Below are 24038 nucleotides of genomic sequence, written 5' to 3'. Positions count from 1 at the left end.
ACTCCAGACGCCCAGCTGGCCATGGCTGTTCGCACCCATGGTATAGACCTCACTGCGAATGTTGAGAGAATCGCCCGGGCTCACCGCACCGGTCTCGATGCGCACCAGCAGCACAGAGTGCTGGTCGCCGGCGGCAATGGCCACCACATTCTGGGCAAAGCCCGTCCCGGTCTGCATGGCGCCTTCGTGCACCTGAACAGGCAGATCCCGATCCTGGGTGCTGCCGTCGCCCAACTGGCCGGAGGTATTTTCGCCCCAGGTGTAGACCGTCCCGTCATTGCGCAGAGCCATGGAGAAACTGCCGCCCGCGGCGACGGAGACCACGCTGTTGAGATAGTAGCTGTCAGAAGCACTCTGGCCCTTGAGCACGTGCTGCGGCACCTCTGTGAAGGCGATGCCCGCCACATTGCTCACGCCCAGCTGGCCATGGTCGTTGCTGCCCCAGGCGTAGACCTCGCCGCCCAGCCGCAGGGTGCCGTTGGTGCCGGCCGGGATGCTGCTGCCGGTGGCTCCGGTGTGGGTCTCGGTGCTTTGCGTAAGCGCCAGCGTATGATAGGCGCCGGCGGCGATGCCGGTAACGAAAGAGTTGTCAAGGTCAGTCACTTGCTCGGCGTACATGGTGGCGTTTGCATAGCCAAGCTGACCATAGGCGTTATTGCCTGTGGTCCAAACCTTGCCGTTGCTGTCCAGCATGACCAGGTGGGCCTCGCCGGCGGCAATGGCAACAATATTCTGAATGTAAGTGCGCAGTCCAGGCGTGGTGGTGTTCTGCACCTGCACCTGAGTGGGCTGGCTGCGGGTGATGAGAGTGCCGTCGCCCAGCTGGCCGGAGGTGTTGAGACCCCAAGCCCAGACGGTACCGTCGCTGCGCAGGGCCGCCGAGAAGTCCTTCCCGGCCACCACCATAGGCGCGGCGATACCCTCACTGGGTGCGCTCTCCTGGGTCACTGTGATGTTGATGGTGCCAATGTGGCCGCTGGCCTCATTGGTAAAGCGCACCACCGTCGTTCCGTAGTAGCTGGTGCCGGCGGTGAGCGTGGCGGTGCCGCCGTTCAGGCTCAGGCTCTCGCTGATGGTCACCAGATTCTGGTCGGCAGAAGACCATTTCACCCTGCCGTTGACCACGTCGAAATTGCGCACAGACAGCGTCCGGCTGTCCACCAACAGGTTGAAGGCAGACAGGTAGGTCTCCGCCAGGTTGTTCTCCGTGGTGTTGTACTTCACCGTCAGCGTATCGCCCGGAGCCATCTGCACATTCATGGCGGACAGCCAGGCGTCCGTGTTAGTGGTGGGAATGCTGAAGGTGCCCTTCGGATTGCCCGCGGCGTCAAACAGCTCCGCCTTCAGGATGATGAGAGTTCTGGCCTCCGCGTCGCCCACCTGTACCGGCTCAGGCGCGATCTTGTTCAGCGCCACCTCGGGACTGCCCAGGCTGTAGCCGTCGTTTTTGCCCCAGGCGTAGACGAAGCCGTCTGCCCGCACCATCACCACATGTCCGGTGCCGGCATCCAGCGCCAGCACGCTCTGCAGCTCAGGCGCAGCGTTGGCGTTAAAGGTGTCGCCCTTGTTTACGTTCACCGGCGTGACACGATAGTCGATGCCGGTGGTCGTGGTATAATCCACGCCGCCTCTCGTATCCGTGCCGATGCCCAGCTGGCCGTCCTTGGCATTGCCCCAGGCATAGGCGTAGCCACTCTCGGTGACGGCGATGCCAAATCCAGTGCCCAGGCTCACTTCGCTGATCATCTCCAGCCCGGAAAGCTGGGTGGGCCCGGTCACATCCTGGGTATTGTCGCTGCCGCCGGCCTGATAGTTGTTGTTGGCACCCCAGGCATAGACTCTGCCGCCCATAATGGCCGCGGACACATAGTCGCCCGCCGCAATGGAGCTGACGTTTGTCAGGGTTCCAATGACCCGGGGATCTCCAACAGCCAACTGCCCGGGATAGGCGGAGCTCAGCTGATATCTGCTATTGTCGCCCCAGCCGTAGACCAGGCCGTTGCTCAGCGCCAGGAAGTGCTCCCGGCCGGCGGCCACCTGGGTCACGGGCAGACCCACCATGGCCGGCGTACCTACGGTCTCGCCCGCCATCCAGGTCACCACATTGCCGTTGGGGGTGTCGTCCAGAGCAATGAACTGGTCGCCCCGGGCGTCGATCTGCTTAAAGGTCGCGCTGGCAGAGATGAACAGAGTGGGCGTGCTGCCATAGCCGCGGCCCCAGACGTAGATATTGCCGGTATCCGTCAGCGCAGCCGCCACTGCATCGCCGGCGGCTACCGCCTTGAACTTAGTGCCCGCGGGGAAATTCGTCAGCTGATAGGGATACTCATAGCTGACGTTATCCCCGGTGCCCAGCTGACCTTCATCGTTGGTGCCCCAAACCCACAGATCGCCGTGCTGAGACACCGCCAGAGAGAAGTTTCCGCCCGATGCCACCATAGGCTCGGTCAGATTCTTATCGGTGATCGCCACCCGGAAATCGCTCTTGGCCACGTCGCCGGTGTTGGGATCGGTGTAGGTCACCGTCACGGTGATGATACCCGTCTTGTTGGTGGGCTGGCCCGTTGCAGCGTCCTTAGCCGGCGTTACAACAATGTTGGTGCCGGTCACGTTGACCTGGCCGATGGTCTCGTCAGAACCCGTGGCCTGAATCGTAAAGGGCTGGCCGGTCATGGCCTCATACCGGGGATCCTGATAAAGGTTGAAGCCCACGTTAAAGCGCACGGCCATCTTCATCTCATCCATGACCAGCTCCTGAGACAGGTCGATGGTAAAGTAGTCAGGTACCGGCGAAGGAGTGGGTGCGGTAACGCCGTATTCCCGCACGTAGCTGCCGCCTCCGACGGGCCGGATCCCGGCCCATTCCAAGGCCACGCCGCGATAGAAGGCAGTATCCACCAGCACCGGCAACGCCGCATTCTGGAATTCCCGGTTACCCAACTGGCCTTCCGTGCCGCGGCCCACATCAAACACAGTGCCGTCCTTCTTATAGAAGGTGGTGTGCTCGCCGCCCGAGATCACGTCGATGACGCCCTCGATATATGTGATGTTATTGTCCATGGGCTGGACGGTGTCACGAACCCGCTGTGCGTCGGTGGTGTTATCGTCGGCAATGGCAGTGGCATTCTGGCCGGAATAGTACTCCTGGCCCAGCTGACCGGAGGTATTGAAGCCCCAGGCGTAGACCCGCTCGCTGTCGCTGCCTGCCAGACCGGTGACCACGGCGCCGGTGCTGCCGCCCACGGTGACCTTATACACATCCTCCACCGGCTCGCCGGCGGTGTGGCCGTCATGGTTGACCGCGTATCTTACATAGGCCGGCCGCAGGATATCTGTACTGTTGCCCAACCGGTCGGGCCGCTTGCCGCTGCGCAGCGCTCTGTGCTCGTCGCCGGCGGCCTGATAGGTAGAGGTCTGATAGGCCGCGGAGTTATCGCCGATCTCCAGCTCGGTCACCCGATGGAGGTAGCGATCCCCGCTCTGATCCGTCACCGATGTGCGATCTATCTGCTCACCGGCAGCCACAGGCATGGCCCAAGGATATTTTCCGATGGACTGCTCACTGCCCAGCTGCATATGCTCGTTCTTGCCCCAGGTCACAGCCGTGCCGTTGTCCAGAATCGCGCCGCCCTGGCTGCCGCCGGCAGCCACAGCGATGACGTTGCGCAGGTAACCGCTGACGGCGCTGCCCTGCTCGTTGACGCCGGTAGCGGTGGCGCCGGCCCAGACCTTTATGGGAGTGCTCACCATTTCAGCCGTGGAGGAAGTACCCAGCTGGCCGTTTTCATTGGCGCCCCAGGCATACACAAAGCCGTACTTATCCAGCGCCAGCACAAAGCTGTCGCCGGCCGCAACATCAATAATGTCCTCCAGCTCAACGGTGCCGGTCTGTTCACCGGCCAGCACCTTATCGGCGTAAGGCCGGTCATCGGTTCCGCCATCGCCCAACTGGCCCTTGTCATTGGCGCCCCAAGTCCAGACGTGGCCATCCGCATCCAAAGCCACGGCAAAGCTGTCGCCGGCGGCCACCCGGATGATGTTGGTCAGCGCAGTACCATCGGAAATCAGGACTTGCACCGGCACGTTACGATCCGCGTCGTTGGCTGTAATGGTGGCGCCCTTGTCATTGTTGCCCAGCTGGCCCCGGTTATTGACGCCCCAAGTCCAGACCGTGCCGTCGGACTTCAGACCCATGTTGAACCGCTCGCCCGCGGCCACGTCGGGGGCCGCGATCTTCATTACGCTCACCGTCGGGTCGCTGTTGTCCTGGATCACCGTCACATGGATCATGCCATACTCCGGCCGCAGCTGTGTGGCGGCGTTACCCTCCTGGGTCACCAGCACATTGACCTCGCCGTAAGCGCCGGGTACCGGGGTAATGACCCAAATGCCGCCGCCATTGTCGGTCACAGTTATAATGTTCTCATCAGAGGAGACCAGCGTATAGTTCCCGCCCAGCAGAGCGGCGTTGGTGGTGATATAGTCGCCGTGGAGCCGGAAGCCGGTCATATCCTTCCGTGTGATGGTGTTGGTATTCACCGTCAGGGTCTGGGTCGTGCTCAAGGTCACATACGTGGCCTCCATGCCGGTGGGCATGGGCACGCTGCTGCCCACCGGGCCGGTGGTTCCGCCCAGGTTGACGCCGCTGCTCCGCACCAGGGTACCCAGATTATTCAGGTACAGGGCATAGTAGTCGTCCGCGCCCACCCGGAAGGGATGATAACGATCCGAGGGGTCGTTGTTATTGTTGCCGGGATACAGCCCATAGTTATTGGTCACGTAGGAGCCCAGCTGGCCCTCTACGTTGCGGCCCCAGGCATAGACAGTGCCGTCATCCCGCATCGCCAGGGTATGCTGACGCCCGGCGGCGATCATGATCACATGATCGAACTCCGCCGAGTCTGCGCTGTTATAGTAGTGCACATCTGTGTAAGGCGCGTTGGTCTCGTACTCCACCACCACCTGGGGGATCGCCGTGCTGGAGGCGGGGTTCTCAACGCCCAGGACGTTGTACACATCCGCGCTGTTGTTCAGGCCCGTGGCATAAACTCTGCTGTCATCCACGGTGTAGAAGCTCTGATGCGCCTCCGCATCCAGCTTCACGATGGGATCGGTCACGTTCACCGCCACCGGCGTAGAGGCGTCGGCGGGCGTGGGAGCGGCCACAGTGCCGTTGCCCAGCTGGCCCATGTGGTTCTGACCCCAGCTGACCGCGGCGCCGTCCAGCTGGAGCGCGGTCATATGCGTGCCGGCGGCAGCCACATCGGTGACCTCGCGCAGGATCATATCCTCGCTCTCTGTGGTAGCCTCGTCACCCTTCTTGACATACTGGGGCACCAGCTTGGTATAGCTTTCGCTGGTGTCGCCGGTACCGGTCTGGCCGTAATCGTTCAGGCCCCAGGTCACCACCGAACCGTCAGAGAGCATGGCGGCGGAGATGCTGTCGCCGGCGGAAATGTCGATCACGCTGTGCATATAGTCAAAGTACTGGGACAGCGGTGCGCTGACCAGGACAGGATCGCTATAGCTGTTGCCCCGAATACCGGTGCCCACCTGGCCATCGGTATTGTCGCCCCAGGCGTATACCTGACCCTCCTCGGTCAGAACCATATAGTGGTTGGCGCCCACAGCTGCCCGGACGATCTTATTGCCGCCAAACTTGCTCTGGGCGATCTTGCTGGCTTCGGTGGCGTCGTTGCTCCAGCTGTAAACCTCGCCGTCCTTGTTCACCGCCAGGGAGACATTGTTGCCCGTAGCCACATAGATGATGTCAGGCAGGGCAATGCTCTCCTTCTTGCTGACGGAGTTTCCAGAAGCGTCCGGCACCTGAACGGTGACCGTAATGGTAATCTGCACGGGATAGGTCTGCACCCGGCCCCAGGCCCAAACGGTGCCGTCAGCCTTCAGCGCCAAAGAGTAATTGCTGCCTGCCGCCACCATGGGCGCGGTCACGATGGGCTTATTGGCGGCAGACTTCTCCTTCACCGTCACAATGATCTGGCCCATGGTACGCTTGTCGGCGGGGGTGTCCGCGCCGCCTACGTTGGCGCCGGCGGGCACGTAGAAGCTGATGACCGCTTCGCCGTACTGACCATTCTGGTTGGCCGTGACCAAACCGTTCTGATCCACTGTGGCGATCCGCTCATCGGAGCTTTCATAGTAGATAGCGCCGGAGTAGGGCACCCGCTCCGTAGCCTGATAGCCGTTGAATCCCTTATAGGTGGTCAGCATGGCCCCGCTCAGCTGGAGGCTGCCGCCCTCTTCAATGGCGATAAAGGACTTATCAAAGGTGATGGCGTTGCTGGCGTCCGCCGTATCCGTGGCGTCCATACCCAGCTGATAGGTGTTGTGCTCGCCCACCCGCTCCGCGCGGTTGACCACCCGGTCAATGTTGCTCTGGGTGCCCAGCTCGCCGTATCTGTTGTAACCGGCACTCCAGGCAGAGCCGTCCGCCCGCAGCATCAGGGTGTGGTTGCTGCCCGCCGCCATGGTGATCACATCGTCCATGGGGGCGTTGGGATCGGCCAGATAATCGTCATCGTTCCAGCCGGAGATCATGATGGTAGGTACGCTCACCGGGTCATTGTCGCCGGTGCCCAGCTGGCCCATGCTGTTATCGCCCCAGCCGTACACGATGCCCCGGTTCTGAACCGCTCCGGTGCCGGCATCCACCAGATTGCCCTGGAGGAATACGGTGCCGTTGCGCACAGTGGAGGTATTCCAATAGATGCTGCCCGCGCTCATCTGGCGCAGGTTGGTGATGTAGAGCTTCTGGCCCGCGGGCACGAAGCTGGCGCCTGTAGCGCTCAGCGCGCCGTCTTCAATGATCTTGCCATAGTTGGCGCCCATGGCGCCCAGCCGGTAGCTGTCGTTGGCGTCACTCGTCCAGGCATATACCGTGGAGTTGTCGTCCTGGAGGAAGGTGGCCATGGTGCTGATGCTGCCGCCGCTCCAATGGCCGTTGTTGCCCACCACCCGGGTCTCGCCGCCGGCGATGGCTACGATGTTCCGCTGGAACACATCCTCGCTGACCGGGTCGGCAAAGCGGATGCGGTTCATCCGGACGTAGGCGGTGCCATCGGCGCGCAGGGCTGCGATGTTGTTGTAGGCCTTGGTCGCACCGTTGGGATCGGTATAATCATAGGTAAAGCTGGGCAGAGGCGCGATATCGATCACATGCTCCAGCGGGAAGAGCAGATCGTCATAGAGCAGGGTCATGCTCAGGTCATACAGGGAGAAGCGGTACACATGGCCCTTGTCCGTCAGGATATAGAAGCAGTGGTTATACCGCTCCGTCGGGGTGTCGTTGTCGGGCGGGGAATCCCGATAATAGCCGTGTCCATTGTAGCAGGCCACGGCGCCGTCGTTGTTGGAGACGCTGTAGACCACCTTTACCGCCTTCTCCCCGTTGGGGATGTCCACGGCAGTGGGCGTGGTCGTATACCGCACGTTCATAGTACAGGCGTGCCAATACAGGTCGGTAGTACAGGACTCGATCCCCCGGAAGCCCCAGTAGTAGAACTGGCCGTCGGCGGTGATGACCGCCGCATTCTTGTTGCCCGCCGCCACATCTACCACATTCGACAAGGTAGATACCTTTACAGGGAGGTTTCTTCCGTTGGTGGGCTGGAAGTTATAGTAGGGAGTCCAGTTTCTAATCTCGTACCACAACTGCTGATCGGAGAAGTTCACGTTGCCGTCAGAGTTTATACCGATGCCCAGCTGGCCGAAGTTGTTCACGCCCCAGGCCCAGAGGGTGCCGTCGCTCATCAGGGCATAGCTGGTGCCCATGCCCGCCGCCACCTTGGGAGAGGTGATAATGGTATCCGCCTGGCCCGCCGTCAGGTTCCTGTCATCCGGCCGGGGCAGAAGCTCCAGAGTAAGCAGGGTGTGGACATTGCGCTCCTCGTCCCGGATGCGGATGACCACAGGGCCGTAGCCCTCGCCCATGGGCGCCGCGGCGTTGAGGGTGATCAGATTGCCGACGGGCTGGCTCACGGTAATGATATTGGTGTTCATGGACTCCACCTTGACATTGGCGGCGGAGTTCACCTTGTTGTCGTCATAACCATCGGTGGAGTTGCGCAGGTTGAAGCCGTACTCGTTCCGGGTAAACATCGCGCTCAGATCCAGCTGCAGGTACTGGTTGCCCGTCATCTGGAAGCGGATGCCCAGGGGATCGTAGGTGGTGCCGGCGGGATCCACATCCTGGTGGTTCTCAATAGTATAGTTACGCACCGGAGAGGCTGCGCCGCCATAGGAGCCTGCGGCATATTCGAAGAGGATGGCGTCGTCCACCACCAGGCTGTTGGCGTCCCGCTTCCCCACCTGCTCCGGCTCGTGCTTGCTGGTGGTGGTGTTCCAGGCCCAAACCGAGCCGGTATCCTGCACGCCCATGCCGAAGCCGTCGCCGAAGGACATGGAAATTACGCGGTTGAAGAATCCCTGGTAGGTGGCGGGCAGGCTGGTGTCGTTATGGCTGCCGCCCTGGCCGATGCGCCCGGGCAGGTTCCGGCTGGGCACACCGCTGTCAGTGTCCGCCTCCAGACCCAGCTGGCCGTTGCTGTTGTCGCCCCAGACATAGGTCAGGGAATAGGGGTGATAGTTGCCGTAATTTCCGCCGCCTGCGGGATAACCGCCGGGCATGACGACGGCGCCGGAGTTATTACCGCCGGCGTAGATCTCAGTGACATATTCTTGTCTGGTGCCCATGGCATTGGTGTTGAGGACGTAGACCGGGTAGGCGGCATTCAAATTGGTGGCGTTGCCCAGCTGGCCCTCCGTGCCGCGGCCCCAAGCCACCGCATAGTGATCCTGGTTGCTCGCCCGCACCAGAGCCATGTGGTGGTAGTTGCCCGAAGCCACGCTCAGCACGTTTACCAGTCGGTCATTGCCGCTGTCGGCATAGGTATCGCCCGCGGCCACCGGATAGGGATTGGCGGTGGCCACCGTGTAAATATCCACCGTATTCCAGCCGTGGCCCTGCTGGCCATAGCCGTTGGTACCCGTTATGCCGGAGCTCATGGTAAAGACCATGCCGTCCGCCCGCAGAAGGGCATAGCTGTCCATTCCGGCCGAGATATCAATGATATCCGTCAGGAAGCCGGAACGCTTGAATACATTGCTGTTGTAAGTGGTCGTCTGGCCGACCCCGGTCTTGGGGTTCTTGGTCACCGGTTCCACGACCTTGTGCGCGGCGCTGTAGCCCGCCTTCACCTCAAACCAGCTGGCGTTCGTGCCGCTGGTGAAGGGCGTGATCTGGAACACCTCGCCCCGAACCATCTCCAGCGCGATCAGCGTGTTGCCCCGAGCCGCCAGCTGGACGATCTGGGCGTCGTTGCCGGTGATCCCGCTCTTCAGCTTCAGGTTGCTGGTTCTGCCATCGTTGTGGCGCATCTGGATGGAGCCGTCCGCCAGGGCCGCAGCGGCAAAGCTGGTGCCCGCCGCCACCCATACCGCGTCGTCGGCGAACTTTACGGGCTGGTTGGTGGCCAGGGTATCCACCCCCGTGTCGGCCCAGACCCAAGCCGTTCCGTCCGCCTTCAGGCCGGCGGTGATATTGGCTCCGCTGTCCACCATGGGGATGGCCATGGCGCTGGGTACGTTGTGAGAGGCCTCGGTCACGATGATGTGGAGCATCGTGGTATAATTGTCGGCATCGCTGATGTACACAGTGCTGTCGCCGAAATTCTGCGCGGTAATGATGATATTTCCGCCCGTCTGGGTTACGCCGACCACCTCCGGGTTCCCGGCGTCCAGCGTCATGATCCTGCTGGCGGCGGGAATCGGCGTGCGCTTATTCACCGTCAGCAGATTGAAGGAGGCATAGGTGTCCCGGAACAGTTCATCAATGGGGATGGTCATGGTGGTGCCGGCGGGAAGGGTATAGAAGTTGTCCCGCTTATCTCCGCCGATCCCGCCGTCCGTCCAGCTCAGCCGTTGGCTGCTCTCATAGCCAAACCGTCTGGGCGTCAGGAGGTTCCTGTCGGCCAGAGGATCGCCGCTGTTGATATTGAACTTGCCCACGCCGTAGCTGCCGGACACATAGACCTGGCCGTCCACAGTGGTGTAAACCGTAAAGCCTTCACCGCCGTCAAAGCTTACCGCGTTGCGGAAAGTCCCATCGGGGGCGGGCACAGTGCTCGCCAGCGGATACTGGGGACTTGCCGCGTCAGCGCTGACCGTGCCGCAGTTCGGGCAAATCACGTCCGTCCCGGTAAAGTTGAAGGCCACTTCAGTGTCTGCATAGCCGCACATCGGGCAAACCCGATAAGTGGTATAGGTCGTCAGATTCTCGCCCCGGTTAATGACCACAGGGGCGTTGGCCATAGTGCCCAACACACCGGTGCCCAGCTGGCCGCTGTTATCCCGGCCCCAGCCCAGCATCACGTCATCCATACCGCGCACCAGCACGGTATTGCCGTGGCCACTGATCTTGTCGATGGGTCTTCCGGCCAAAATGGTGTTGCTGAAATCCACCTGCACCGGCATGCTGCTGTTTGCCACAGTGGAGCCGTTGCCCAGCTGGCCATAAGTATTGTCGCCCCAGGTAAACACCTTGCCGTCCCGGAGCACCACCGCCATGTGGGCCTTGCCCACGCTCAGGCGGGTCACATCGCCCAGCAGATAGACATCATTACTGTATTCGCCGGACTTCACCAAGACGGGCGCCACCGTAGAGTCGTAGTCGCCGTGGCCCAGCTGGCCGGAGCTGTTCAGACCCCAGGCATATACCGCGCCGTCGGCCCGGATGGCGGCGGAGCTGTTGCCGCCCGCCGCAATGGCAGTGATGCCCCTGAGCCGGCCGGTACCCTCTACGCCCGTGACCGCCATAGGTTCAGTGGCCACCGTGATATAGTCGTCCTTGGCGGCCTGAGGTACATTATTGGTGTACTGCCACGCGCCACTCTTGTTCACGCCCAGCTGGCCGTTCACATTGTAACCCCAGGCCCACATGCAGCCATCCGCGTCCATGGCCAAAGCGTGCTTATCGCCCGCGGCGATCTGCACGATATTCTCCAGGAATTGCTCCGTCGTGCTCTGGGCGCCGGAAAGCACCCGCACCGGCGCGGACGCGTCGTTCACCGCCCGGGTCGTTGTGGATGTATAGTCGTTCCACTTGCCATTACCCAGCTGGCCCACGTCGTTGGAGCCCCAGGTAAAGACCTTGCCCTTGTTGGTCAGGGCCATGAAGAAGTTGCTGCCGGCGGCCACATCAATGACATACTCATCGCTGTCGATGCCGCCCTGTACATCGCTGGCCTTGGGCAGTTCGCCCTCCAGCGGGTACTCATAGCCAGCCTCATAGGTCTGGTTGTTGCCGTCGGTCAGCTGCCATTTGCCCCAGAACCAGACTGTGCCGTCGGCCTGAAGGGCAATGATGGCGTTATCGCCGCTGCGCACCTTGGGCTCAGCCACTACAGTATAATCCCGGTTGATCTCATCGATCTCTGTTCTGGGCAGGACTGTTACAGTATACTCGCCGTGATAGGTGCTGCCCACATGGTTCACGCTCACGATCACGTCGCCGTGGCGCTCGCCGGTGGCGTGGAGGTACCACTCGCTCCCCACCTGCTCCAGATAGGCGATGGTGGGATCAGAGACCTCCACCGTCACGTCGCCCACCTTGTCGGCGTCGATTTGACGCTCCATGACCTCGGAGATCAGGTTGAAGGCGCTGTAATAAGCCTCGTAGAAGTCCTTCACATCAAAGAAGAGCTCCTCGTCGTTCTGGAGATAGGTATACCGGGGCAGACGGGTATACTCCGTCCAATCGCTGTTGTGGGCGGGGCTCCGGTCATACTTATTAAAGATGGCGGAGTCTCCGATGACCAGGGTGTAGAAGTTCCCCACGCCCACCTGCGCCGGCTTATTGATGCTGTTGGGCTCCGCATTGCCGATCTGGTAGGCGTCGCCGATACCCGTGGCCCACACCGAGCCCTCTTCCCGCACCAGCACGCTGAAGTCACCGCCAGCGGCAATGGTCAGAGTCTCACGGAAATAGGTGGGCACCGCGTCCATACCGGAGGTACTGTCGCCGCGAACCATCCGCTTAGGCAGGGCCTCCTGGAGGGTGTTGCTGTTCAGACCTAACTGGCCCATATCATTTGCGCCCCAGCCCAGTATCAAGGTGGCCTCGTTGTAGCCGGTAGAAGTGGTGTTGAGATCCTTCACCAGCGCCAGCGAGTGCTGGCGGCCCGCGGCGATCTGGATCACATCCTTCAGATCGCCCGTACCGTCCTCATTGCGCATTTTCAGCGCCCGGTTGATATAGGGGATGCCGCTGCCCACGCCAAGGCCCAGCTGATCGCGGTCATTTACGCCCCATACCCACACATTGGTCTCTGCCGCACTGGCGCTGCTCGGCGTGCGCACCATGCTCAGCATATGCCTGTCGCCGGCAGAGACGGCCAGCACATTTTTCAGATAAAGGTCGTTATCCTGTCCGTAGATCTTCTCTACCTGGACAGGCGTTCTGGCCCCGCTGACGCTTGTTACGCTCAGCTGGCCCACATCATTATTGCCGAAGGTATAGACCGTGCCGTCGGCACGCATAACAGTGGTGAAATCCTTCCCAGCCGTCAGCCGCAGCACGCCGGTCATTCCCTGCTTATCCGCAGGCCGATCGCCGCTCTGGCCCTTCAGCATCTGCACGGGGCCGTAGTGCACCTCAACATCGCCCGCGCCCAGCTGGCCAAACTCGTTGCTGCCCATCGTCCACACGGAGCCGTCTCTGGCCAGCAGGGCCGTGTGATAGGCGCCGGCCGCCACGCTGACCATATCGGGCAGAGTAATACCAAATGTGTTGCTGAGGTACTCTGTCAGATTCACCGGCGTCAGCTGGCTGGGCGTGCTGTAGATCTTCCTCATGATGTCTACCGTCTGGGGATTCTCGAAGGCGTCCAGTTCATACACAATGGTCTTCAACGTCTGGCTCTCGTCCACCTCATAGTAGCCCAGCTGGCCATAGGTGTTGTCGCCCCAGACGTATACGTCGCCATTCTTCCCTACCGCCACAAAGTGCTCTTCGCCGGCGGCCACTGCGACGATGTCTGTCAAGCCATTTACCATTACAGGCACCCGCTGGGGTTTCGTGCTGTTCACATCATAGTCCAGCACGCCCCAGGTGTAGACGGTACCGTCGGCCTCCAGGCCAATGGCGCCCTTGCCGCCCACGCTCACCATGGGCGTGGTGAACCGCGACACCATGGTGCCGTTGTCGTCGTAAATATCCAGAACAGAGACTTCGGCGGAAGTGATAACATTCCCATTCCCGTCCAGAAGGGACACCACTGCGGTTCCGGTCTTTTTATGCTCCTCGTAAGTCAAGCCCGCGTGCGTCAGAATGGTGTTGCCATTGACGATCACGATGCTCTCATCGCTGCTCACCAGCGTGCCCAGCGTCACCGAGCTGGTCACCGGTTTGCCGCCCCAGCCGCGGAAGCCGTGATACTGGGTGCTGATACCGCCGGTGACCTGGATCTCTCCGTCATAGCTGAAGGCCACCCGGTTATATCCGTCGACATCCATCTTGCTGGGCGCGGTGGTACCGGCGGCAAAGCTCAGCTCCACCGTCAGTTCCTTGTGGTCGCCCACATACCGGGCCAGGCCCTCATATTGGCCCACACCATAAGTGCCGATGCCGGCCTGACCCATGTCGTTTCGGCCCCAGGAGAGCATCCGGCCGTCCTGGGTCATGGCCACGCTGTAATTCTCGCCCGCGGCTACGGCAATGACCTTACTCAGCACCCGCTGGCTCATCACGTTAAAGTCATCGCTTTCGCCGGCCAGAACGTAATCTGTCCGATCCGCCACCGCACTGGTGGTGTCGTTGCCTATCTGGCCGTACACGTTGCCGCCTGTGGCATAGACCGTGCCGTCCTTCCGGTAGACCACAGAGTGATCCATACCGGCAGCCGCGCCGGAAACATCCATCATCGGCATGCCGACGCTGTCCCGCATCAGGGTAGGTAAGGGCGAATTGGCCACTGCGGCAGTTCCGCCCAGCTCTCCGCTGTCGCCTTTGCCCCAGGCAAAGGCGTGGCTGCGGTAAGTATTCGTGCCACTGCCATCCTCCTGGAAGACCAGGGCGATGGCGTGATATCCCTTGGCGGAGATATCAGCCACATTGCCCAGCGTACGGGTGGCCGAATTGGCGGGCACCTTGTACTCGCCGGAAGCGACCTGAATGGGTAGGCTGGCGTCCCAATACGTGTTGCAGCCCAGCTGGCCGTACTCATTGCCGCCCCAGGCCAAAACGGTGTTGTTGCTCAGCAGCGCCAGGGAGAAGTTCTCACCGGCCGCCACCTTGCTCACATGCTTCTGAGGCGCCAGGCCCCGGCTGTTCATCACCCGCACGGCGTAGTTATAGCTCTCCGTATCGCCGACGCCCAGCTGGCCGCGGTCATTCTCGCCCACGGCGTAGACCTCGCCATTGTCCATGACCATCAACGCGTGGCGGCCGCCCGCGGCGATCTCCACCACCTTGGAGCCGTTGGTGCCCAGGATCTTGCCGTCCTTATCGCTGACGGTGCCCACCCGGGTCACGGTCTTATTGTCATAGTAGACATACCATGCGTGCTGGCAGTTATAGCACCACCAGATCTGGTACTCTTCCTCCCCCTCGGGAACTTGGGAATTATCCTTATCGTCATAGATCTTCGCGATCTTCACTTCGCCGATACCTGTCTGGCTGGCGTCGCAGCCGATGGAGCTGTGGTCGCCGTTGGTTCCGAGCTGGCCGCATTCGCAGGTGAAGGGGTCGGTGGAAGTGGGATCCCACAGCAGCTGGCACTTGGTACATCTCCACAGCCCTGTCCATACCCAGGTGGGCACAGTGACAACGGTGACATTGAACACCGCGCCGGTGCTGGCATATACCACCAGGAATCCGGCGTCATCGCCATCCTCGGCCTCCTCCAGCATCTGATCCAGCGTTCCCGGCGTGATGTTGTCCGGCAGCAGGTAGCCGTTCAGATCCTCATTGATCGCCTCAGTACTGTACCGCACGCCCAGGTACTCATAGTAATCCAAAGCACCGTTGGTAGTATTGTAGTGCGGCGTCGCCACCACACCCGGCTGCCGGGAGGGCGTCCAGTGATTGATCTGCTTGAGCTCCTCGTCCTTCTCCAGGTCTTCCTTGGTTCCGTCACAGAACCAGTTGGGACACTCCTCCGGCTCTACGCCCTCGGCCAGCACCTCGTGCTGAACCACAGTCGCGCCCGACAGATCACCCAGCACGTGGACTCTTCCATCCTCTGTGAGCACCAGAGTAAAGGTGTCGCCCGCCGCCACGGAAATGGCGTTGGTGAAGTAGGTCAGGGTCTCTTCCCGCTGACCCGCCACCATAGCGACACTCTTATCCGCCACCTGGACAGGATAGGCCCGGTCGATAAAGGTATTATCGCCCAGCTGGCCATATTCGTTGCTGCCCCAGGTCCAAACAGTGCCGTCGCTGCGCAGGGCCACAGTGTGGTTCTTGCCCGCCGAGATCATGGGCGCCACATCTCGATCCTCTGCCGCGTCAGCGCCGGGAATATCGCCCTGCCTGGGCAGAACAGTCACCTTGATAAGGGCCGTGATCTCCTCGGGCGCGTACCGGGCCACAACATAAGTGCTGCCCGGCGTATTGCCCAGGAAGTCCGCCGTCTGGGCAGCGGTGTTATACCCCATTTCCTGCAGGATCGTATCATTCAGAGAGTAGAAATACATCTGAAGCGGCTGGGCCACGCCCTGCGGCTCGCTGTAAGCGTGGAGGTTAAATCCGCTGTCCACCTGCAGCGTAGTCGGGGTGTTCTGATTCAGCGTCAGCGTATCGCCCACATGAATGGTCACATCGCTCATGCTGGAGGCGGCGGCGCCATTGATCAGGCCCCAGACATCCAGGGTATAGAAGCTTTCCACACCCACCCGCATGGGCAGATTGTGTCCAACTGTGGTGAAATCACCCAGCTGTCCCAGCGTGTTGTCGCCCGCTGCGTATACGAAGCCGGCCAGGCTGCTGAATACCATGTGCTGCTTGCCCACGGTATAAGACCAAACACCCTGGAGATAGTTGGAGTTATTGTCGTTCATAATACCCGCGCTGTCCACCAGTGCGCCGTCGACGTCCGCATAGGAGCCGACGCCCAGCTGACCGGCGCCGTTATCGCCATAGGCCAGCAGGACAGGGATAGTAGCAGGGGTATAGGCGGTGTCAGTATAATCGGCATACACCAGGCTGGAGTCATAGCCCGCCGCCATGGAGTGAACCTTGTCCCGTACCAGAACAGGGGCATCCTCTTTGCTCGCCGCGGCGGAACCCAGCTGCATGTGGTCGTTCTTGCCCCAGCCGTACAGCAATCCGTTTCCGCTGCTCTTGTCGGGATTGACACGCAGGGCAAGGACGTGACCGTCGCCTGCGGCGATGCTCACGACCTGGCTGATGTATTCAGAATTACTGCTCTCCTGCGGGCTGTTGCCCAGGCCCACACGGACGGCCCGCTCCCGAACGGTAACGCCGTTGCTGGAGGTTCCGTCGCCTATCTGGCCCAGGGTATTATCGCCCCAGGAGAATACGCTGCCGTTCGCCATCAGGGCATAAGAGGTCGTGCGGCCTACCGCCACCATGACCACATTGGTCATAATGGGCAGGTCGCTGGGAGAGTTGCCCTTCATTACCGATACCGCATAAGGTACGTAGCTGTCATTTTCCAAAATGCCCAGCTGATGATTGCTGTTATCGCCCCAGGCATAGAGATGGCCATACTTACTCAACGCCATCGCATAGTGTCCATTGGCGGCGATCGCAATGATCTTATCTGCGCGAAGTGCGCCCTTGTCGTTTGTAAACTGGTTTGTGCCCAGCGCCACAGTTCCGGCGCCGACGCCCGCAAAATATTGTACCAGCCCAGGCGTCGTCTCTTTCTCGGAAGCGCTGCCGTGGCCCAGCTGGCCATAGGCGTTGCCGCCCCAGCTCCACACTCGGCCCTGGGTATCCAAAGCTAGGGTGAAGTCGTCGCCGGCGGCCACATCTACAAATGTCACGTTGGACAGCAGCGCATGGCCGCCGTGATTCACAAAATAGGGTTCGTTGATATAGATGGGCACCGGGAACCCTTCCTCGCCCACGTACTCGATGTCCGTGTAGGCGTTTCCGTCACCCAGTTGTCCATATGTATTCTCGCCCCAAGTATATACCTCGCCATTGGTGCGCAGCGCCACTGTGTGATTGGCGCCCGCCGCCACGATAGGATCGGCCAGGATATCGGGCACATCGGTGTCACGATCCGTCCCGCCGCTCACCTCGCGATAGTAGACGCGCACCGGCAGGACAAAGGTGTTGGCCCTGCCAGCCGTGGCGTCATTGTAGATGATCGCCACACTGGTCAGACCCAGCTTTCCCTGGGGCACCAATTCATAGATGCCGCTCTGCGTAGACTGCGCTACTTTGAGCAGATCCTCATCCATGGTCACCACGGTGTAGTCACCGGCAGGCGCGTTGACGACCTCGCCTCTGGTCTGGAGGTTGAAGCCCGCGGTAAACTGGTTGTGCATCTGGTTCAGATCCAGTATGATCTTCTCGTCCCGGGTAATGGCCTGCTGGGCGGGAATGCTCTCAGCGCCATTCGCGCCATAAGTCTGACCGTTCCAGTCTCCGGCAATACCACTGCCCACGACCTCATACCACAGGGGGGTCAGGTTCTTCGACTCATCGTCGCCTACCCGGACGGCCTCCTGGGCGTCATTGATGCTGCCGTCGCCCAGCTGGCCCTTATCATTTACACCCCAGGCCCACACATAGTAGTCATCGCGCACCACCACCACATGCTGACCGCCGGGCGCCACCTGCAGCACCCGCTCCAGGTAGGTGCCCACAGTAGTAGAACCCTTGTGGGCGGGTGTGGGCATGCCAGAATAGAACAGGTGCTCCTTCAGCGTATCGCTGCGGCCCAGCTGCTCGTTGGTGTTATCGCCCCACATATAGGCATTATATACATTTCCACTGCTCAATACCACTGCGGCAGAGGTCTCGGCACCGGCCCCCAGGGAGATGACCTTTACGCCATCCAGGCCCTGCACCTTGGTGGGGATCGCCCTGTGATCTGACCGGGACGCCGGCGGCTCAGGGATCTCGTCCGGCTCATTGGGCAGCGGCGAGGGGATGGGCTCCGCATCCTTTACCACATCGCCGCCGGCAACGCCCAGCTCGCCGCGGCTGTTGCGGCCAAAGGCATAGAGGCTCCCGTCAGCGAGCAGCACCAAGCTGTGGTCGCCGCCGGCGGCAATGGCCACGCCGCAGCCCAGCCAGCTGCCATACTCCTTCACGCCAGTCTCTGTCTGAGAGGAGACCACCTGTACCGGGACATGATAACTAAACGTGCTATCAAGATCCCGATCCACGTCTACGCCCAACTGTCCATATTCATTGTTGCCCCAGGCAAACACGCCGCCATCGGAACGGATGGCCAGTGCGTGGGCATCGCCTGCAGCGATGGCCAAAATGTTTGTCAAGTAAACCCGCTTGCTGGCGCTGCTGCCCTGATAGACCTGGGTGGGCACTGTCACATCGCCCCGGTAGCTGGGTCTGGGCACTTCATCCAGCGTGCCCAGTACCTCCTTATAATGCTCCAAGTCCTCCAGGAACTGGCTGTACTTCACCGCATTGCCCGTGTATCCTACACCCAGCTGGCCCTGGTCGTTCTTACCCATACCGTAGACAGTTCCCGCCTCGGTGAGCATCAGCGTATAGCCGTCACCGGCCTCCACCGCGACGATCCGGCTGTCCAGCTTGTCGGCCGCCGGCACTTGCACCGGCTGGGCGACGATCTCTGTAGCCAGGGTGTTCTCCTCTGCCACAGTCTCCGTCTCTCCCTGGCCCAACTGGCCATGGAGGTTTCTGCCCCAGGCGTAGACCTCACCAGTATTGAACACAGCCACGGCGTGATCCTTGCCGGCAGCGATATCTGCCACCCAGCGGCCGTTTATTTCATCGGGATCCAGCCCATTCACCTTGACCGGCGAGTTAGCAAAGCTGCCCACAGTAATGTTGGCGCTGCCCAGCTGGCCATAGGTATTGTCGCCCCAGGTGTAGACTTCTCCGTTGGACATCAGCGCCACAGAGAAGCCCTCTCCCACCGACACTTTGGGCGTAACGCCCTGTCTGTCACCGGTGAGCGTCGTAGTCTCGACAGGGATCCAGTTCTCCACCGTTACCGCGATCAGCGCACTGTGCCCCGTCTTCTCATTGTGGATCCCCACCAGCACCGTGCCCGGCAGTTTTCCCGCCGTAAGCATACCGGTGCTGTTCCAGCTGGCAATACGCTCATCGGTAGATGTAAAGGTAAGATCATTTACATCCCCGTTGACCGGCAACTGGCTCTGCTCCCGCAGGGAATAGTTGCTGATGTACCGCTCTATCGTCCCGGTAACCTGAATAGTATCGTTGGTTCTCAGCTGGATACGGCCGTCCAACTTACTGGCCGTACTGCCATTTACTTCGCCGTTGACGTCCACCATCCAGCTTTCAAAGAAGCCTGCCGGGGAGATGTCGTCTCGATTTACGGTGGACATCTCGCCCAGCGCGCCTGTGTCGTTGCCGCCCCAGGTGTATACGTTGCCCAGGTTGTCCACCGCCGCGCTGCTTTCAAAGCCCGCGCCAAGCTCCACCAGGTAGGCCCCCTCCGGCAGATCCAGAGTGGGAAGCTGTTCCACCATGGTCATGGTGTTGTCTATGACCATCGTCATACTATCCATGTCCATGCGCTGGAACGCTTCGCTGTCAGGCACCGTTTCCACGCCCAACTGCCCCTTGGCGTTGGAGCCATAGGTGTAAAGTGTTGTCGCCTGCAAGCTGCCGTCGCTCGGGTTCTGGCTCCCGCGCAGGATCATGGTGTGCTCGCCGCCCGCGGCAATGGCCACCGCATCTTCGATCCGTTGGCCGGTCTTGTCCGCCACGTCCAGCACATTGGTGACCATGCTGTTCAGGCCGATATCGCTGCCCATACTGCTGCTGCTGCCATTGACATTGGCGATCTGGCCCTTGGTGTTTCCGCCGGCCACACGCACAATGCCCCGATCCATCAGCAGAACGGTGTGGTAATCACCGCAGGCCACATCCTTAACGTTGGACATCAAGCCGCCCTGCTGGCCGTAGCGCATAACCAGGGGGATGATGCTTACCGTCTCCATATTACTATTGGTACCCACGGTTCCGGCGCCCAGTTGGCCGTACTCGCCCCAGCCCCAGGCATACACACCGTCGGTCATGGAATCGAAGTTGCCCACGGCCACCGTGTGGTAGGCGCCCATCCGAATGATCCTGGTGCCCAGCAGATAACCGTCACCGCTGCTGCTGGCGCCCACCACCCGGCGGGCAAAGGGATAGATGGCATCCTCTTTGTTGGTGTAGTTCATACCCAGGCCCAACTGGCCGCGCCAGTCGTCGCCCCATGTATAGGTGTAGCGGTCACCGCTGCCCAGCACCACGCCGGAATGCCGCGCGCCGGCGGCCACGCTTGTGGCTCCGGTCATATACGCCTTCATGTCATTGGAGCTCTCGCCCGCCCACACGTGCAGCGGGTAAGTGCTGTAGGGCAGATTGGCCGCCAACACTCCCACGCCCAGCTGGCCGTAGGTGTTGTCGCCCCAGGCATATACGCTGCCGTCACCGCCCCTGGCAATGACATGGTGCTTGCCCACGGCCACCTCCTCGATCATGCCCAGAGTGCCGACATTGTCCGCACCCCGCACGGGCAGAGGCTCCACTACAAAGGGCACTTCAGCTCCATCCAAACCCAGACCCAGCTGACCATAAGTGTTGTCGCCCCAGGCCCACACGCTGCCGTCCGCCTTCAGGGCGATGGAGAATCCATCTCCCTGGTAGACCTTGGCCGCGGTAAAGTTGCTGGCGTCTTTGACGCGGATCTTCAGTTCACCCACAAATCCGGTCTCAGGAGATTCCGTGATCTTCAGAGTCTCCACACCATAGTTGCCGTCGCCCTCAGGAACCAGTCTGGCGTCGTCATTGTCCGTGGTATTGAAGTTGCCGATCTGGATCGGCGTCTCCATGATCCCCTTCTCGGGAACATAGGCATAATTTTCGGTCACATTGCCGCTGAGAACATAGCGATCCCGCTCCGACAGGTTAAAGCCGATATCCGTAAAGTGATAGATACCATCTTTATATATTTCAATGTACTGCCGGTCGGTAATGGAGATACCCGGGCCCCGGCTCACCTCGGTGGTGCCGTCCGGCCCATATTCCACGATCTCCATGATCTGCTTTTCCGGCATGCTGACCGCGCCAGGATGGCTCTCGTTGAGATAGACCCCCGGCTGGGTGGCATACCGCTCCGCCAAAGTGGCCGGCTGGGTCATGTCGATCTCGCCGTCCTCATCCAGAGCGTAGGTGTACACATGCACGTGGTTCAGCGCCAGCGACGAAGAGATATCGTCACCGGTGAGCACAGGGATCCGCTCCATCGTGGTCTCTTCTCCATTGCCCAGCTGACCGAAGAAGTTGTAGCCTACCGCGAACACCCGGCCCTTATTTGTATAGTATACGGTAAACGCTTCGCCCGCATCCGAGCCAATGACCCGTTCGCCGGGCGGCAGCGTATCCAAGAAGTTCTCCGTCTTGGTTCCGGCCGCGGTCTCGCCGCCCCAAACCACGCCGGCGGAGCTGAGCTTGGTGTCCCAGCGGCCCAGCTGGCCATTCAGGTTATAGCCCCAGCTGTACGCATTACCGCTCTTGACAACAGCCGTACTGTGCTGATAGCCCGCCGCCACGTGGATCACATCGCCGCTTTCGCCGCCGTCGATCCACTTCAATTCCTGTGCCGAAGCCACGGGAGAAAGCGTGCTGTCATTGCCCACTTCGCCCTGGCCGTTGTTGCCCCAGCCCCAGACCTTGGTGACCTGGTTCTGGGAATTGGCGTTGGTGGTCAGCGCCACCACATGGCCCGGGCTCAGCAGCTCGCTGCCGCCGCCGGTGCTGGAATTCGCATACTCGCCGGAGGCGGCCACTTCTACTATGTAGCGGTCTTTGCTCGCCACCGCGCTGCCGATGATCTGCTGCCCGCCCCGGGTGGCGCCAAACAGCGGATCCATCGTTACGCTGCCGACGCCGGCCTGTCCCTGCCGGTTATCGCCCCAGACGTACACATCGCCAGAGCTGCTCAGCGCCACAGAGAAGGTGCCGCCAGCGGCGATCTGCACGATGTTAGACAGGTAGCCGCCGCCATCCAGCGTCACCTGGATCGGAACGATGGTGGCGCCGGTGTCAGAGCCGTTGCCCAGCTGACCGAAGTTGTTGGAGCCCCAGGCCCACACATGACCATCCTCCGTCAGGGCCAAGGAGTGGTTGGCGCCTGCGGCGATGGCCACGATGTCCTGCGGCAGGCCCGACACCTGAAGGGGATAGGGAATATTGCTCTCGCCGCCGGGAATGGCCTGACCCAGGTCGTTGCCGCCCCAGCCCCAGACCGAGCCGTCATCTTTCAGCGCCAGGGAGTGGAGGCTGCCCGCAGCCACCATCATCATGTCGGCCATGGCCTCCATCCCGCCATCGCTGGTTCTCTGATAAATCGGCGAAGGCGTACGCACGACGCCCGTGTGAGCAGCCGAAAGCTCGCCGTTGGAGGCGTTGCCCCAACCCCAGACCGTACCGTCCGACATCAGCGCCAGAGTGTGGCTGGTATAGGAGCTGACCATGGGCACTGTCTTTTTCTGGTCATAGACCGACGTCAGGCTGCTCTGGGTGTAAAGGCCGATCACTTCCAGGGTCAGTTGAGAATAATTACCGCTGCTGTCCTTGGCCCACACCTTGGTGCGGCCCTCCGCGTCATCGGCAGTGGCCGTAACGTTCACGGCGTTGCCTCCGTTCGCCGCCACGGCGATGGTGGTGTCTACTACGCCGCAGTCGGCGATGTTGCTCAGGCCGAAAGCGCTGAGCGGGATGCTCAGGGTGTCGTTCACATAGAGCCGCTGTACCACACTGCCGCTTGTCAGCGCCAGGGTTTGGGGCACATCCTCCACGGGTATGCCGTCAGGGCCTACCAGGCTTCCGTCGGGCAGGGTCACGGTGCCGTCCTCATGGAACACGCTTCCCTCGGGGAAGACGATCTCGCCCTCCGGCGTGACGACCACGCCATTGGTCATGGTAATGGTGCCGTCGGCGTCCACCTTGGTACCGTCGGCATAGATCATCGAGCCGTCGGGCATGATCTTGGTTCCATCTGTTTTAAGAATGGTTCCGTCGGGATAAATGACAGTGCCATCCGTCTGGGTCACAGACCCGTCAGGATGGGTAATCGTGCCGTCCAGGTTGGTCACCGAGCCATCGGGGTGAGTGATGGTACCATCCAGGTTGGTCACCGAACCATCAGGGTGGGTAATGGTGCCGTCCAGATTGGTCACAGATCCGTCGGGGTGGGTAATGGTGCCGTCGGGGTTTACCACGTCCTCACCCTCCGCCGGGGTCTCGGGGGTCTCGGGGGTCTCGGGCTGCTCCGGCCCCGTGGTGTCCGGCTGGGTGCTGGGCCGGGTCTCCACACCGGGCAGGTAATAGGCCTGACCCGCGGTGATGATGCTGGGCTCACACACCATGCTCACGCTGAACGCGGCGGTGGGGATGGCGTTCTCATCCTCTTCATGACTATGATTGTCGTCAGTGTCTACATCCGTCGCCGCATCGTCGTTATTTTCCTGCTCCTCCTCGCTCTTGGGAGCTCTGAGGACTCTCTTTTGCATCACTCTGCCGAGGACGGCCCGGCCGCCGCCGGCGGCTGTCGTTCCCGCCTCGCCGCCATCCTGGGCCTGCTCCGGGGCCGCCGTCACTCCGGTCTCGCCGCCGTCCTCCTGGCCGTCATTCAGGCGGACGTCCACTTCATTTTCCCCATCCGCATCCACGCCGGTCTCAGCGTCCACACCAGCCCCGGCCTCCGGCTGGGTGTCAGCGGGAAGCACACTCTGGCCGGCGCTCTCAGTACCGTCAGCGTCCAGCCCGCTCATCAGGTTAAAGCTGCTGCCGGTGGAGGCGCTCTGGTCTCCGAAAATGG

The 24038-nt window shown here is 61.3% G+C and carries 1 pseudogene; it reads right to left on the bottom strand.

The features are described from left to right. Window positions 1–117: 117 nt before the first annotated feature. A pseudogene (locus tag NFR87_RS01985) lies at window positions 118–23139 on the bottom strand (RCC1 domain-containing protein); the annotation flags it as partial. Window positions 23140–24038: the final 899 nt, after the last annotated feature.

This window comes from Vermiculatibacterium agrestimuris, assembly GCF_943193085.1.
Lineage (GTDB): Bacteria > Bacillota > Clostridia > Oscillospirales > Oscillospiraceae > Vermiculatibacterium > Vermiculatibacterium agrestimuris.
The sequence above is the reverse complement of the archived record's forward strand: the minus strand, read 5'-3'. Positions and strand labels throughout refer to the sequence as shown.